This is a genomic window from uncultured Azohydromonas sp. (assembly GCF_937926365.1).
Taxonomy (GTDB): domain Bacteria; phylum Pseudomonadota; class Gammaproteobacteria; order Burkholderiales; family Burkholderiaceae_C; genus Azohydromonas.
The window spans coordinates 1-14,134 of the sequence record NZ_CALAOH010000198.1; the positions used below are offsets into that span (position 1 = coordinate 1).

General features: G+C 68.1%; 11 protein-coding genes and 1 pseudogene. 1 reads left to right on the forward strand and 11 read right to left on the reverse strand.

Annotated features, from left to right (window positions below):
• The 5 genes and pseudogenes from Q0741_RS21035 to Q0741_RS21055 form a co-directional block, all read right to left on the reverse strand.
• Positions 1-138: pseudogene (locus tag Q0741_RS21035) on the reverse strand (electron transfer flavoprotein subunit beta/FixA family protein); the annotation flags it as partial.
• Entirely contained in the window at positions 135-1,001 is an 867-nt protein-coding gene (locus tag Q0741_RS21040) for an alpha/beta fold hydrolase (RefSeq protein ID WP_298235147.1), read from the reverse strand. The pseudogene Q0741_RS21035 and the gene Q0741_RS21040, both read right to left, overlap by 4 nt.
• A gap of 14 nt (positions 1,002-1,015) precedes the next feature.
• Positions 1,016-3,103, reverse strand: coding sequence for an acetate--CoA ligase family protein (locus tag Q0741_RS21045; RefSeq protein ID WP_298235148.1), 2,088 nt, complete (start codon positions 3,101-3,103; stop codon positions 1,016-1,018).
• A gap of 2 nt (positions 3,104-3,105) precedes the next feature.
• Positions 3,106-3,984 (reverse strand): tripartite tricarboxylate transporter substrate binding protein, encoded by an 879-nt coding sequence (locus Q0741_RS21050; RefSeq protein ID WP_298235149.1) that lies wholly within the window; start codon positions 3,982-3,984, stop codon positions 3,106-3,108.
• A gap of 132 nt (positions 3,985-4,116) precedes the next feature.
• Positions 4,117-5,274 (reverse strand): acyl-CoA dehydrogenase, encoded by a 1,158-nt coding sequence (locus Q0741_RS21055; RefSeq protein ID WP_298235150.1) that lies wholly within the window; start codon positions 5,272-5,274, stop codon positions 4,117-4,119.
• A gap of 199 nt (positions 5,275-5,473) precedes the next feature.
• Between Q0741_RS21055 and gcvA the strand changes: the two genes are divergently transcribed.
• Complete coding sequence (gene gcvA / locus Q0741_RS21060; protein WP_298235172.1) at positions 5,474-6,394, forward strand: transcriptional regulator GcvA; 921 nt, start codon at positions 5,474-5,476, stop codon at positions 6,392-6,394.
• A gap of 101 nt (positions 6,395-6,495) precedes the next feature.
• On the opposite strand, the gene Q0741_RS21065 is transcribed toward gcvA, so the two are convergent.
• From Q0741_RS21065 to Q0741_RS21090, 6 genes are all read right to left on the reverse strand, one after another.
• Positions 6,496-7,833: an MmgE/PrpD family protein gene (locus Q0741_RS21065; protein ID WP_298235151.1), complete on the reverse strand. Its 1,338-nt coding sequence runs from the start codon at positions 7,831-7,833 to the stop codon at positions 6,496-6,498.
• Between the two features lie 195 nt (positions 7,834-8,028).
• Positions 8,029-9,738, reverse strand: a complete 1,710-nt coding sequence (locus tag Q0741_RS21070) for an alpha-glucosidase (RefSeq protein ID WP_298235152.1) — start codon at positions 9,736-9,738, stop codon at positions 8,029-8,031.
• Positions 9,735-10,871 (reverse strand): ABC transporter ATP-binding protein, encoded by a 1,137-nt coding sequence (locus Q0741_RS21075; protein WP_298235153.1) that lies wholly within the window; start codon positions 10,869-10,871, stop codon positions 9,735-9,737. Before Q0741_RS21075 ends, Q0741_RS21070 begins: the two co-directional genes overlap by 4 nt.
• A gap of 5 nt (positions 10,872-10,876) precedes the next feature.
• Positions 10,877-11,719 carry a carbohydrate ABC transporter permease gene (locus tag Q0741_RS21080; protein ID WP_298235154.1) on the reverse strand — a complete coding sequence of 281 codons (843 nt, stop codon included), beginning with the start codon at positions 11,717-11,719 and terminating at the stop codon, positions 10,877-10,879.
• Positions 11,716-12,699 carry a carbohydrate ABC transporter permease gene (locus Q0741_RS21085; RefSeq protein WP_298235155.1) on the reverse strand — a complete coding sequence of 328 codons (984 nt, stop codon included), beginning with the start codon at positions 12,697-12,699 and terminating at the stop codon, positions 11,716-11,718. The genes Q0741_RS21080 and Q0741_RS21085 overlap by 4 nt, the downstream gene beginning before the upstream one ends.
• Positions 12,700-12,732: 33 nt before the next feature.
• Entirely contained in the window at positions 12,733-13,992 is a 1,260-nt protein-coding gene (locus tag Q0741_RS21090) for an ABC transporter substrate-binding protein (RefSeq protein ID WP_298235156.1), read from the reverse strand.
• Positions 13,993-14,134: the final 142 nt, after the last annotated feature.

Here is a 14,134-nt window from a genome sequence, read left to right on the forward strand (position 1 = left end):
CGCTTCCTCGACGGCGATCTCGTCGAAGGGGTTCATGCTCATCTTCACGCCGGCGGTGTCCACACCGGTGCCATCGCTCTTGACGCGAACCTTGACGTTGTAGTCAACGACTCGCTTGACGGGGACCAGAACTTTCATTGCATATCTCCTTCTTGGGACAGGAACCAGGCCTTGAGCAACTGGTTCACGTCATGGCTGCGCTCGTACTGGACCCAATGGCCGCCACCGGGTATCACGCACCACTCGCGGTCGGGGCCGAGCTGTGCCAGCTGCGACGCAACCTCGTCCGGCACGGCGGTGACGTCGTGCTCGCCCCAGATCAGCAGCGCCGGATGGGCGTAGCGCTCCAGCGCGCCATGCAGCCCGTTCGTGCGTGACAGGGCCTTGCTGCGGAACCGGGTGCGCACGCAGGAAGCCTCGTGCACGGCCATGGCCAGCTCGTCGATGGCCGCCGGGTCATGCAGCATGAGCGCCGCCAGGTTGTGCCGCAGCCTGGCGCGCCTCTGGGCCGGGTCGGGCGTGCGCCAGTCCACCAGGTCGACTTTCTGGCGGCGGACCCCTCCGTGCCCGGCCGGGCCGATCAGGGCCAGCTTGCGCACGCCGCCTCGGCGCGCTGCCAGCTCGGCCGCCACGAGGCCACCAAACGAGAAGCCGGCCACACAGACGGGGGCATGGCGGCCCAGCATGGTGTCCAGGGTGGCGCTCAGCGCATCGATCAGGTGGTCCATGCGATCCGGCGAATGGGCGTCGTGCCCGAGATCGTCCGAGTCGCCGAAGCCGGGCAGGTCGGGCACCAGCACGGTGAAGTGCCGTGCCAGCGCCGCGATGTTCCTGACCCAGTGCATCCAGCTGCCGTGGCCGCCGTGGATCAACACCAGCGCCGGGCCCTGGCCCCAGCGGCGCCAGCAGACGCCGCGGTCCCGGTAGGCCACCTGGCTGCGGTGCGCGCTGGCCTCCAGCTGCGCCAGGGTGTCCGGTGTGTGCATGGGTTGAACAGACACGGCGGCATCCCATCTCACGACTGCAGGATCAGCGCGTCCACGGCGAGGACGCCCTGCCCCTCGGCCATGACCATCAGCGGGTTGACCTCGGCTTCGGCGATGCGCAGCTCCGGCTTCACCGCCAGTTGCGACAGCGCGCAGACGGCCCGGGCCAGCGCGTCGAGATCGCCGCGCGGCTTGCCGCGCAGTCCCGCCACCGTCTTGAGCGCCTTGACCTCCGAGATCATCTCCCGGGCGGTTTCCAGGCTCACCGGCGCCAGCCGGATGCTGCGGTCACGCGCCACCTCGGCCCAGATGCCGCCGGCGGCCAGCATGACCAGCGGGCCGGCCTCCGGATCGATCCGGTAGCCGATGAGCACTTCGGTCAAGCCCTTGCGCATCGGCTGGATCAGGACCTCGTCGCACGCCACGCCGGGCGCACGCTCGGCCAGGTTCGTCTTGAGCGTGGACAGCGCCGCCTGCAGCTCGCTCGCGTTCTGGATCCCCAGCACCACGCCGCCGACCTCGGTCTTGTGCGGGATCTGCGCCGAGCAGACCTTGGCCACCACCGGGAAGTCGAAGGGCAGCGCGGGCGCCTTCTGCGACAGGCCGGAGGTCACGGCCGGCGCATGCGGGACGCCGAGCTTGTCGAGCACCGCGTAGGCCTGGGCTTCGCTCAGCGCGTGTCCGGGGGTGCCGGCGTCGCGGCCCGCCAGGGGCTGGACGCCGGGCACGCGCCTGGCGAACACCGAGGCGATGGCATCGGCGCAGGCTTCCGGCGTGCGGAAGCAGGGAACGCCGGCTTGCGTGAGCTGGGCCAGGGCTTCGGGAGCATCGGGAACGAGCATGGCCGCCAGCGGCTTGGCGCTGTGGGCGCTGTCGATGATCGGGCGCACCGCCAGTTGCGGCTGGAACCGGGCCGACGAGCCCACGACCGCCAGCACCAGGTCGAACTCGGGGGCGTCGAGCAGCACGTCGAGCGCCTTCTTCATCACCTCGTACTTCGTCCCCGCCAGGGTCAGGTCCAGCACACGGCCGGGCGACGCGGCGATGCCCGCGGCGTTGAGCCGCGCGAGCGTTTCCTGCGAGGGCGGCTCGACGATGACATCACGGATGCCGAGCTGGTCCACGGCCATGGCCGCGCCGCCGCCGGTGGTGGTCACGACACCGACGCGCCGCGGCGCGCGGGCCATGTCGCCCAGTTGCAGCCGCTTGGCCAGCGGGAACGTTTCGAGCAGCGCTTCCAGAATCCCGACGCGGGCGATGCCCAGGTCCTTGAGGAAGGCGTCGGCCACGTCGTCCTCGCCGGCCAGTGCGCCGGTGTGCGTCGCCGCCATCTCGGCAGCGGCATCGGAACGGCCGAGCTTGTAGGCGATGACGGGCTTGCCGCGCTTGGCCGCCTCGACCGCGAAGGCGCGCAGCTTGTCGCCGTGGTGCAGGCTCTCCAGGAACAGCAGGTAGCCCTCGATCGACGGATCGTCGAGCGTGGCGGCGCAGATCTCGCCCACGCTCAGGTCCGCCTCGCCGCCCACGGACACCAGGCCGGCGAAGCCAATGCCGCGCGCCTTGCCGCGCGACACCAGCGAGCCGATCATGCTGCCGCTGTGCGAGGCCACGAACACGCGGCCGCTGGGCAGATCGGGCTCGGCAAAAGCCGCGTTGGCCGTCAGCACCAGGCCGTTGCCCGGCTTGACTACGCCCAGGCTGCTGGGGCCGAGCACGCGGATGCCGGTCCGGCGGCTGATCTCGCGCAGCGCCTCTTCGCGCTGCGCCCCTTCCGGGCCCGACTCCGAGAAGCCGCTGGCCAGCACCGTGACCACCTTCACGCCCAGCCGCGCGCTTTCCTCGACGATGCCGAGCACGCTCTCGGTGGGGGTCAGCACGAAGACGTGGTCGGGGACCTGCGGCAGTGACGCCAGGTCGGCATACGCCTTCTCGCCCTGGACGGTGGCACGGTTCGGATTGATCGGGTAGATGGTGCCCTTGAAGCCGGCTGCACGCAGGAACTTCAGCGGACGGCCCGCGGTCTTCGACGCGTCGTCGGAAATGCCGACGAGCGCGATGCTGGCGGGGTTGAGCAAGGCCTGCGCGAGGACAGCGCCGTGGATGGTTGCGGTAGTCATCTTCAGTCGATCTTCACGTTGATCGTCGGGAAAAGCTTGGCCCAGTGGTCGACTTCCTTGCGGATGTGCGCCTTGAAGTCGGCGGGCGAGCTGCCGACCACGATGGCACCCTGGTCGATGAGCTTGGCGCGCATCTCGGCGTCGGCCAGCGCCTTCACGACTTCGGCGTGCAGCTTCTCGACGATCGCGGGCGAGGTGCCCTTGGGAGCGAGCAAGCCGTTCCAGCTGTCCACTTCAAAGCCAGGCATGCCGGCTTCCGCCATCGTCGGCACGTTGGGCAGTTGCGGCAGCCGCTTGGGCGCCGCCACGGCGAGGGCGCGGACCTTGTTGTCCTTGATGAACGGAACGGCCGAGACCGAGGTCATGAGGGACAGCGACACATGGCCCGCCATGACGTCCTGGATGGCACCGGCCGCGCCCTTGTAAGGCACATGGATGAGATCGATACCGGCACGCTGCTTGAACATTTCACCAGCCACGTGGTGAGTTCCTCCGTTGCCCGTCGAGCCGAACGTCAACTCGCCGGGCTTCTTCTTGGCCAGGGCGACGAGCTCCTGCACATTCTTGGCCGGCAGGTGCGGCGCAACGGCCAGGATGGCGGGCGCCGACATCACCATGGAGATCGGCTCGAAGCTGCCTTGCACGTCCCACTTCAGGCCCTTGTAGACAAAGCTGGCCATGGTGATCGGGGCCGCTGCCAACAACAACGTGTACCCGTCGGGTGCTGAACTGGCGACCACCTCCGAAGCCAGGTTGGATCCGGCGCCGGCCTTGTTCTCGACGATGAAGGGCTGACCCGTTTGTGCCTGCAGCCGCGAGGCGAGCAGCCGCGCCACCACGTCGGTCGGGCCGCCGGCCTGGTAGCCGACGACGATGCGCACGGGCTTGGTCGGATAGCTGGCTGCCGGGTTCTGGGCCTGGGCCGTGCCGCACACGCTCAGCGAGGCGGCGGCCAGCAGGCAGGTCATGCGAAAAACCATGGTCTTCTCCTGTTGTTGAGGGTTCAGCCAGCGTCACTGCGCCTTGGGAGGGCGCTGCGAAAAGGTGCGCTCGAACACGCCTTCGGCGATGCGGTTCTTCAGCATCTCGATGGAGCCGCCGGCGATCATCCAGCCGCGGATGCGGCGCACGCAGTACTCCACGATCGATTCCTGGCTGTAGCCCGTGCCGCCCATCACCTGCAGGGCCTCGTTGGCGACGTCCCAGCCGGCCTGGTTGCAGGCCAGCTTGGCCAGGGCCGTGCTCTGCGCCGAGGGCAGGCCATGTTCGCCTTCCAGGGCGGCCTTGTAGAGCATCAGCTGCGCGGCTTCGAGCTTGAGCTTCATCTCCGCGAACTTCCACTGGATGCCCTGGAACTCGCAGAGCTCGCGGCCGAACTGCTTGCGCGTCATCGCGTGCTCGCGGGCCAGGTTGAAGCAGTGGCGGCCCAGCGCCAGCGACCGCGACGAGTTGCCCAGCCGCTCGACGTTGAAGCCGGAGATCTGCTTCTTGAAGCCACCTTCGCCCAGCAGGATGTTCTTCTTCGGAATGCGGCAGTTCTCGAAGTACAGCTGGCTCCAGGTCTCGCCGCTCATGAACGCCGAGGGCGTGCCCACCTGGAAGCCCGGCGTGCCGCGCTCCACCAGCACCGAGCCGATGCCGCCCACGCCGGGGCCGAAGCGCACGTAGATGAGGAACAGGTCGGCTTCGGGGCTGTGCGTCGAGAACACCTTGCTGCCGTCGATCACGACCTCGTCACCCTCGATGCGGGCCGTCGTGCGCAGCTCGGTCACGGCGGAGCCGGCTTCGGGCTCGCTCATGCCCAGCGCGATCAGCTTCTTGCCGGCCAGCAGGTCGGGCAGGAAGCGGTCCTTCTGCTCGGCAGACGCGTACTCCACGAAGGTACGGATGGGGCCGAAGTTGCCCGCCTGCACGATGTCCGCGCTCTTGGGGCACACCAGGGCGACTTCCTGGATCGCCAGCACCGCGTGCATCAGCGTGCCGCCTTGCCCGCCATCCTTTTCCGGGAAGGCAATGCCCAGCAGTCCCTGCTCGGCCAGCAGTTGCGCGGTTTCCCAGGGGAAATGCGGCGAGTGGGCCCGTTCGAGTGCTCCAGCGGCGAGCTTGTCACGCGCAAAACGGGCAACGGAGTCGGCAAAAGCCTGGTGTTCTTCGCTCAGTTCAAAGTTCATGGCGGTTTCCTGGACAACGCGATTCGTGTGACGGAATCTTGATCCCGGGCGCCGCAAACGAGAACTTCGCATTGCACGCGGTGCGATGAAAAAAAGTCATGTCTGAGGCGTAGCGAGCCTGCTTGCGTGCATTCAAGAGGACTGACTTCTTGTCATGACATCATTGCGGGGAAATGACTGCACAGTTTCTCTTCCCGTCATGGCCAGGCGAATTCCACCGTTGAACCCGCTGCGCGTTTTCGAGGTCGTGGCCCGCACCCAGAACCTCACGACGGCGGCGCAGGAACTGCACGTCACCCAGTCGGCCGTGAGCCGCCAGATCGGCACGCTGGAGTCATACCTGGGGGTCGAGCTGTTCAAGCGCGTTCGTCACGGCGTCGTGCTGACCCGGGTCGGGCAGTCGTTTGCCAGCGAGATCGTTCCGGCGTTCGAGGCCATTGCCAACGCCACGGAGCGCCTGGTGAAAGGCACGAGCCAGGGTGCGCTGCGTGTGAGGACCTACACGACGTTCGCCGCCAAATGGCTCATCCCGCGGCTGCCGGAGTTCAAGCGGCTGTATCCGAACATCGACGTGCGCATCACCACCGCGGTGCCCGACGTCGACTTCGCCCGGGATCCCGTGGATGTCGCGATCCAGTACGGCGACGGCCGCTGGCCCCGCACGCAGACGGACTTGCTGTTCCTGGATGAGATCGAACCGGTGTGCTCGCCTGGGTTCCTGGCGGAGCATGCCCCTGACCCGCGGCATCCCGAGCAGGTGCTGGGCCAGCGCCTGCTGGTGTCGCATTACCGGCGCACGGACTGGGACGACTGGCTGTCCACCACGGGTCTTGCGGCCTGCGCCGAGGTGGCGGAGCGCATGAGCTTCAGCAGCTCGGTGTTGACCTGGCAGGCCGCGAAGGATGGATTGGGCATCGCGATGGGCCAGACGGCCCTGCTGCGGGCCGAGCTGGAGTCAGGCCAGCTGGTGTGCCCTTTCGGCCGGCCGTTGCAGCGCGACAAGGGCCACTACCTGGTGCGGCCCGAAGTGCAGCGGGCCTCCAAGAAGGTCACGGCGTTTCGTGAATGGCTGCTGGAGAGTGCGGCCAGCTTCGTGGCCGCCAGCTCCGACATGCATTGAGCCAGTGAGCTTCTTTCCGAGCCGCGCGGCTACCCGGATGGTGCGATGGCGCCCATCGCCACGCATGGCACACCATCCAGCGTTGTGCCTGCACCTACAGGTTACGGCACGAGATCAGCGATGGACGTGGCACTGTCGAGTTCCCAGAGCCGCTTGAGCAGTGATCGCGCACCATCGCTGCCCAGGACGGGCGACGCAAGCTCGATGAACTTCTCGCCAAGCTCATCGTCGGAGAGAGGCTGCTCGGGGTCTCCCTTGCGTGTTGGCTGGAAGAACTCTTCCTTGCGGCCATCGCGCGTTTCGATGACAACGCGTGCCGCACGCTGTCCGGGGAAACGCTTGTCCAGTTCGGGGTCGATTTCCAGGCTGATGCGCTCCATCAATGCGCGTGTGGCTGGGTCGTCGAGCCGCAGCGGCTCGAATGCGGACAGCCGCACACTGCCGTGCACCAGGGCCGTCGCGACCACGTAGGGAATGCTGAAGCGCGCCTCTGCCGCGGTGCTTGGCGCCGGGTTTCCCGCCACTTCGAGGGCTGGGCCATACGTCGCGATGCGGATGTGGGCAATCTGCGCTGGTGTCACGCCCATGCGCCTTTGCAGCGCGAGCGCGCCGTCGATGGGTGCAAATGTGTGCCCGCAGCAAGCATGATTCTTGAAAGTCATGCTGTTGATGTGGAACTTGGTTCCAAGCGTCTGCGTCGCTGCTGTCCAGTCGGGGCCGTCGCTCATGGCGCGGCCAATACCCGCTTCGCCATCGACCACGTCCAACGATCCGGTGACGCCAGCGCCTGCCAACTGGGCTGCGAGCAGTCCGCCTTCCGCAGCCCGCCCGGCATGCAATGGCTTGGACATGGAGTCCGAGCGGAAGGCCTGCTGCAGACCGGCAGCGAAAGTCGCGCAAGTCGCCAGCGCGTGTGCAAACCGTGTCGCGTCAAGCTGGTAGAGGGAGGAGGCCGCTGCAGCGGCCCCGAAGGTGCCCACCGTGCCCGTGTTGTGCCAATAGCGATAGTGAGTGCGTCCCATCGCTGCGCCAATGCGGGTGGAAATTTCATAGCCGGCCACGACGGCCTTCAGGAACTGCGCACCGCTGCAGCCACGTTCCTGGCCAACGGCCAGGGCGGCTGCGATCGTGGGCGCTCCTGGGTGGTAGATCGCTTCCCTGTAGATGTCATCGACTTCGACGGTATGCGCAGCAGTGCCGTTCACCAGCGCAGCCGCTCGAGCAGTGGCAGGCCGTCCCAGCGCCAGCCGCGCCCGGCCACGGTCAAGGTCGTCCACCAGGGCCTGCTCCATCAACTTCGCTGGCGCCGCCACGGCTCCGGGAAGCAAAGCCGCGTACCAGTCGATGACCGCCCGCTTGGCGTGGTACGCCACATCACCAGGCAATGAACTGGCGGTCAACTCGGCGCCGAAGTCGGCAAAAGTTTGAACTACGGTCATCTCTTTTCCAGAAGGTTTGGGTCGCCTGCAATAGTGCTTCCCGAGCGGAGATTCAAGTACTTCCCATTTGTCGCACTGTCATGACATTTGGTCATGGCAGCTGTATGGCGTCGCCAGTTCAGCCCCGACCAGGCATCAGTCGCGATCTTGTTGAAACTGCAACCAGGCTCACATGAGCGCGATTGACGCGCCGCCTCAAGCCATTCTCGATGACCGCAGCCGGTAGGCCCGCGCCTCGTAGGGGCGCAGGCTGAAGCCGCGGATGTCCTCGCCGGCATCGACGGGGTAGTTGGCGATCAGGAGCTCCCCTGCGTCGAAAACCAGGTCCCTGGGCAGCTCGCAGCGCGGCGTGCCAGCGCTGAAGTTGCAGATCACCAGCAGCCGCTCGTCGTCCATCGTGCGCGTGTAGGCGTAGATCTGCGCATGCCCGGCCAGCAGCAGCTCGTAGCGGCCATGCACCACCACCGGCAGCGTGCGGCGCAGCTCGATCAGCCGCCGGTAGTGGTGGAACACCGAATCCGGGTCGGCCATCGCCTGCCGCGCGTTCACCTCGCGGTGGTTGGGATTCACGCCGATCCACGGCGTGCCGGTGCTGAAGCCGGCATTGGGGCCGTCGGTCCACTGCATGGGCGTGCGCGCGTTGTCGCGGCTCTTGGCGTGGATGGCGGCCATCACCTGCGCCGGCTCCATGCCGCGCTCCTCCACCGCCTCGCGCCACAGGTTCAGCGTCTCGATGTCGCGGTACTCGGCGATGGAGCCGAAGCGCACGTTGGTCATGCCCAGCTCCTCGCCCTGGTAGACGTAGGGCGTGCCCTGCAGCAGGTGCAGGAAGGTGGCGAGCATCTTGGCCGACTCCACCCGCCAGCGCCCCTCGTCACCGAAGCGCGACACCGGGCGCGGCTGGTCGTGGTTGGAGAGGTAGAGGCTGTTCCAGCCGCGGCCATGCAGCTCTCGTTGCCAGCGCGACATCGAGGCCTTGAGGTCGCGCAGGTCCAGCGCCTTGAGGCCCCACTTGCCCAGGCCGAGCGCGGGATCGACGTCGAGGTCCACGTGCTCGAACTGGAACAGCATGTTGAGGAAACCCTCTTCCTCGTGCGTGAGCTGCACGCCGTGCTCGGGCGTCGCGCAGGGGGCCTCGCCGACGGTGATCAGGTCGTAGCGCGAGAGCACCTCGCTCTTCATCTCGCACAGGAACTCGCCCAGGCGGGGCCCGTGGAACACCAGCGGCCCCGGCGGCTGCCAGCGCCGCTGCGGCGCCGTCACGGGCGCATCGGGCAGGCCCGACGCCTTGGAGATCATGTTGATGACGTCCATGCGGAAGCCGTCCACGCCCTTGTCCAGCCAGAAGCGCATGAGCGCGTACACCTCCTGGCGCACCTTCGGGTTCTCCCAGTTCAGGTCGGGCTGCTTCTTCGAGAACAGGTGCAGGTAGTACTCGCCCGTGGGCTCGTGCAGGGTCCAGGCGGAGCCGCCGAAGGCCGAGGCCCAGTTGTTGGGCTCGGCGCCGTCGCGCGGCGGGCGCCAGATGTAGTGGTCGCGGTAGGGGTTGTCCTTGCCCTTGCAGGCCTCGACGAACCACGGGTGCTCGTCGGAGCTGTGGTTGACCACCAGGTCCATGACCAGCTTCAGCCCGCGCGCGTGCAGGGCCGCGAGCAGCGCGTCGAAGTCGGCCATGGTGCCGAACTCGGCCATGATGTCGCGGTAGTCGCTGATGTCGTAACCGTTGTCGTCGTTGGGCGACTTGTACACGGGCGACAGCCACACCACGTCCACGCCCAGGGCCTTGAGGTAGTCCAGCTTGCTCGCGACGCCGCGCAGGTCGCCGATGCCGTCGCCGTTGCTGTCGCAGAAGCTGCGCGGATAGACCTGATAGACCACGCTTTCCTTGAACCAGGGTTTCTTCATGTCGGCAGCTCCACCGTGCGCCGGCAGGCCAGGCCCGCGGCATCGAAAAGGTGCAAGCGCTCGGCCCGCAACCGCAGCGTCAGGCGCGCGCCCGGTGCCCGCGCGGCGGCGCCCTCCACGCGCACCGTCAGCGCGTCCAGCCCCGGGCCGGCATCGACGTAGAGCAGCGAGGTGTCGCCCAGGCGCTCGACGTGCAGCAGGCTCGCCGGCAGCGGCGCGCCCTCGCCTTCATCGGCCACCACCACGTGCTCCGGCCGCACGCCCACTTGCACGTCGGCCTGGCGCTCCAGGTGCCGCGCATCGACGGCCACGCGCACGCGCTGCCCGGCCAGCTCGACCTCGGCATGGCCGGCCTGCGCGTCCAGCAGCCGCGCCGGCAGCATGTTCATCCTGGGCGAGCCGATGAACTCGGCCACGAAGCGGCTGGCCGGGCGGTGGTAGAGCGCCATGGGCGGGCCTGCCTGCGCCACGCTGCCGCGCTCCTCGATCAGCGGGCCGGCGTGCAGCAGCACGATCTTGTCGGCCAGCGTCATGGCTTCGACCTGGTCGTGCGTCACGTAGACCATGCTGGCCGAGCCCAGGTCCCTGTGCAGCCTGGCGATCTCCAGCCGCGTCTGCGCCCGCAGCGCCGCGTCCAGGTTGGACAGCGGCTCGTCGAACAGGAACACCCTGGGCTCCTTGACGATGGCCCGCCCAATGGCCACGCGCTGGCGCTGGCCGCCGGACAGCGCCTTGGGCAGCCGCTCCAGCAGCGGCGTGAGCTGCAGCATCTCGGCCGCGGCCCTCACCTTGCGCTCGATGGCCGCCTTGTCCGCGCCCAGCGTGCGCAGCCCGAAGGCCATGTTCTCCGCCACCGTCATGTGCGGATAGAGCGCGTAGCTCTGGAACACCATCGCCACGCCGCGCTTGGCCGGCGGCAGGTCGTTGACGCGCTGGCCGCCGATGAGCAGGTCGCCAGACGTGATGTCCTCCAGCCCCGCGACCATGCGCAGCAGCGTGGACTTGCCGCAGCCCGAAGGGCCGACGAAGACGCAGAACTCGCCGCTGCCGACCTCGATGTCGGCATCCTTGATGACCAGGGGCAGCCCCGGCGCGTAGCGCTTGCGAACCTGGCGGAAGTCGATGCGGGCCATGAATGTCACCCCTTGACGGCCCCGGCGGTCAGGCCGGAGACGATCTTGCGTTGGAAGACGAGGACGAGCGCGATCAATGGCAAGGTGACGAGCACCGAGGCGGCCATGATCTTTCCCCACGGGATGTCGTACAGGCTGGCCCCGCTGATGAGCGAGATCGACACCGGCACGGTGCGCTCGTCGTTGTCGAGCACGAAGGTCAGCGCGAACAGGAACTCGTTCCACGCCGCGATGAAGGCCAGCAGCCCGGTGGACACCAGCGCTGGCCACAGCAGGGGCATGAACACCTGCCCGATGATGCGCAGCGGCCCGCAGCCGTCCATGATGGCCGCCTCCTCCAATTCCTTGGGCAACTGCTTCATGAAGGTGGTCAGCACCCACACGGTGAAGGGCAGCGTGAAGATCAGGTAGGGCAGCACCAGCCCGGCGGCCCGGTTGTAGAGGCCCAGCGCGCGGATCAGCTCAAACATGCCGGCCAGCACCGCCACCTGCGGGAACATCGACACCGCCAGGATCGTGCCCAGCAGCAGCCCGCGCCCCTTGAAGGAAACGCGCCCCAGCGCGTAGGCGGCCGTCACGCCCAGCGCCAGCGACAGCGCCACCACCGCGACCGACACGCCGATCGAGTTCAGCACGTGGCGCGGGAAGGGCTGCTCGCCATCCGAGAGCAGCGAGGCGTAGTTGCGCAGGCTGGCGCCGCTGGGCCAGAGGCTGGGGTCGAACAGCGCGCTGCCGGTCTTAAGCGAGGTGGAGAGCGCGTACAGGAAGGGATAGACCGAGACGAGGGTGACCAGGGCGGCCAGACCGTAGATCGCCGCCGACGCGGCGCGGGATCGTTGCGTGCTCATGGGGCATCCTCCAGCCGGCGGTCGCGGGCCAGCCGCATGACCAGCACGGTCGCCAGGCCGATCACCAGGAACAGCACGGTGGAGGCCGCGGAGCCATAGCCCATGTAGCCGTGCTCCACCATCTCGCGGCGCACGAAGCCGGACATGCTGATGGTGCTGGCGTCGTTGGACGTGAGCACGTAGATCAGGTCGAACACGCGCAGCGCATCGAGCAGCCGGAACACCACCGCCACCACCAGCGCCGGGCGGATCAGCGGCAGCGTCACGTACCAGAACACGCGCAGCGGATGCACGCCGTCCACGCGGGCGGCCTCGTAGCAATCCTTGGGCAGGGTCTGCAGCGCGGCCAGGATCAGCAGCGCCATGAAGGGCGTGGTCTTCCACACGTCCACCGCCACCACGGTCCACAGGGCGTAGGCCGGGTCGGCGGTCCAGGCGATGGGTTGCTGGATCAGGCCGGCCGTCAGCAGCAGGTGGTTGATGGCGCCGAACTGGTCGTGCAGCATCCAGCCCCACATCTTCGCGGACACGATGGTGGGAATGGCCCAGGGCACCAGCACCGCGGCGCGCACCAGCGCGCGGCCCTTGAACTCCTGGTTCAGCAGCAGCGCCACGCCCAGCCCGAACAGGGTTTCCAGCAGCACCGAGGCCAGCGCGAACTTCAGCGTGTTGGCGATGGCGATGCCCCAGTCGCTGGCCCAGAAGCCCTCGGTGTCGTTCGGGTTGAGGAACAGCCCGAGCTCGCCGAAGTAGTTGTCAAGGCCAACGAAGCGTGTTGCGTCGAGGTCGTTGAGGTCGGCATTGGTGAAGCTGAACCAGATCGTGCGCGCCAGCGGCCACAAGGCCACCGCCGCGAGCGTGACCAGCATCGGCGCCAGGAGCAGCCACGCAGCGCGCGAGCGCTGCGCCGACAGCGGCCGGCGCGATGCGCGCGGCCCGGCCAGCGGCGTCATGCGGTCGGTGCGCAGGCTACGCGGCATGGGAAGACTCGCTGCCCGTCGTCGTGGCGGCGCTCACCACCGGGTCCGCCGGATTCGCTTGAGCCGGCCTTCGAGGCGCCTGGCGCCATCCTCGGCGCCGAGCCGGCCCGACAGCACGTCGTGCGCGGTGTTCCACAGCGCCTGGCTGACCTCGGGATACCTGGCGCCGGTGACGGCGGAAGGCCGCGGCACGGCGTTGAGCATGACCTCGTACATCTCGGCCATGAAGGGGTTGGCCGCCAGCACCTCCTTGTCCTTGTAGAGCTCGGGCATGGTGGGGTTGAAGGAGTGCTTCACGGCGCGCTCCTTCTGGATCTCGCGGCTGCTGAGGTACATCACCAGGTCGGCCGCGGCCTCGGGGTGCTTGGAGTACTTGCTTACCGCCCACTGCCAGCCGCCCAGCGTGGCTGCATGCCGGCCCTCGCTGCCGCCGCGCGGCAGCGGCGCCACGCCCACCTTGCCCTTCACGGCGCTGTCCGCGCCCTGGCTCAGCGACCAGGCATAGGGCCAGTTGCGCATGAAGGCCGCCTTGCCGTTCTGGAACACGCCGCGCGCGTCCTCCTCGGCGTAGTTCAGCACCCCCTTGGGCGCGATGTGGCCGGGCCAGGACGCGGCCATCTTCAGCGCCTGCACCGTGGCCGGGCTGTTGACCGTGACCTGGCCGCCCGCATCGACGATCTGGCCGCCGAAGCTGCTGATCCACTCCAGCGCGTTGCAGCTCAGGCCCTCGTAGGCCTTGCCCTGGAACACGAAGCCGTGGAAGTCCGCGGCGCCGGCGGCGCGCTCGCCGTCCTGGATCTTCCTCGCCGCGGCATGGAGTTCCTGCCACGTCGTCGGCGGCTGCAGGCCGTACTTCCGCAGCAGGTCCTTGCGGTAGTACAGCATCCCGGCGTCGGCCATGTTGGGCATCGCCAGCAGCTTTCCGGCCACCGTGTTGTTGGCCACGATGGCCGGGAAGTGGTCCTTCTCCGCGCCCTTGCTGTAGGGCTTCAGGTCCAGCAGGTGGTCCTTGAAGACGCCGGGCCACACCACGTCGATGTTGAGCACGTCCAGGCCGCTGGACCGGGCCGCGAACATCTGCCGCAACAGCGACAGCATGTCGGTGCTGGAGTTCGGCAGGGTGAAGACCTTCACCGTGTGCCCCGTCCTGGCGGCCCACTGCGCCGAATGGCGCTTGCAGGTCTCGAAGTCCACGCCCACCGAGGTGCAGGAAATCGTGAGCGTCGCCGCCTGTGCCGAAGCCAGCGCCGCCGCGATCCCGACGGCGCCCACGAGGTCGTGCCATGCCTTCATGCCGATGTCTCCCGCGAGATGAGCAAGGCGGATTGATAAAAGTGATTCGAACAGTCCATGGTGGAGCCGGAAGCGCCTGGACGCGGCCAATGGCGTGCCCGGCGGCTCGCCGGTTCGCGCGCTGCGCGCCGCCTGAGGGCAG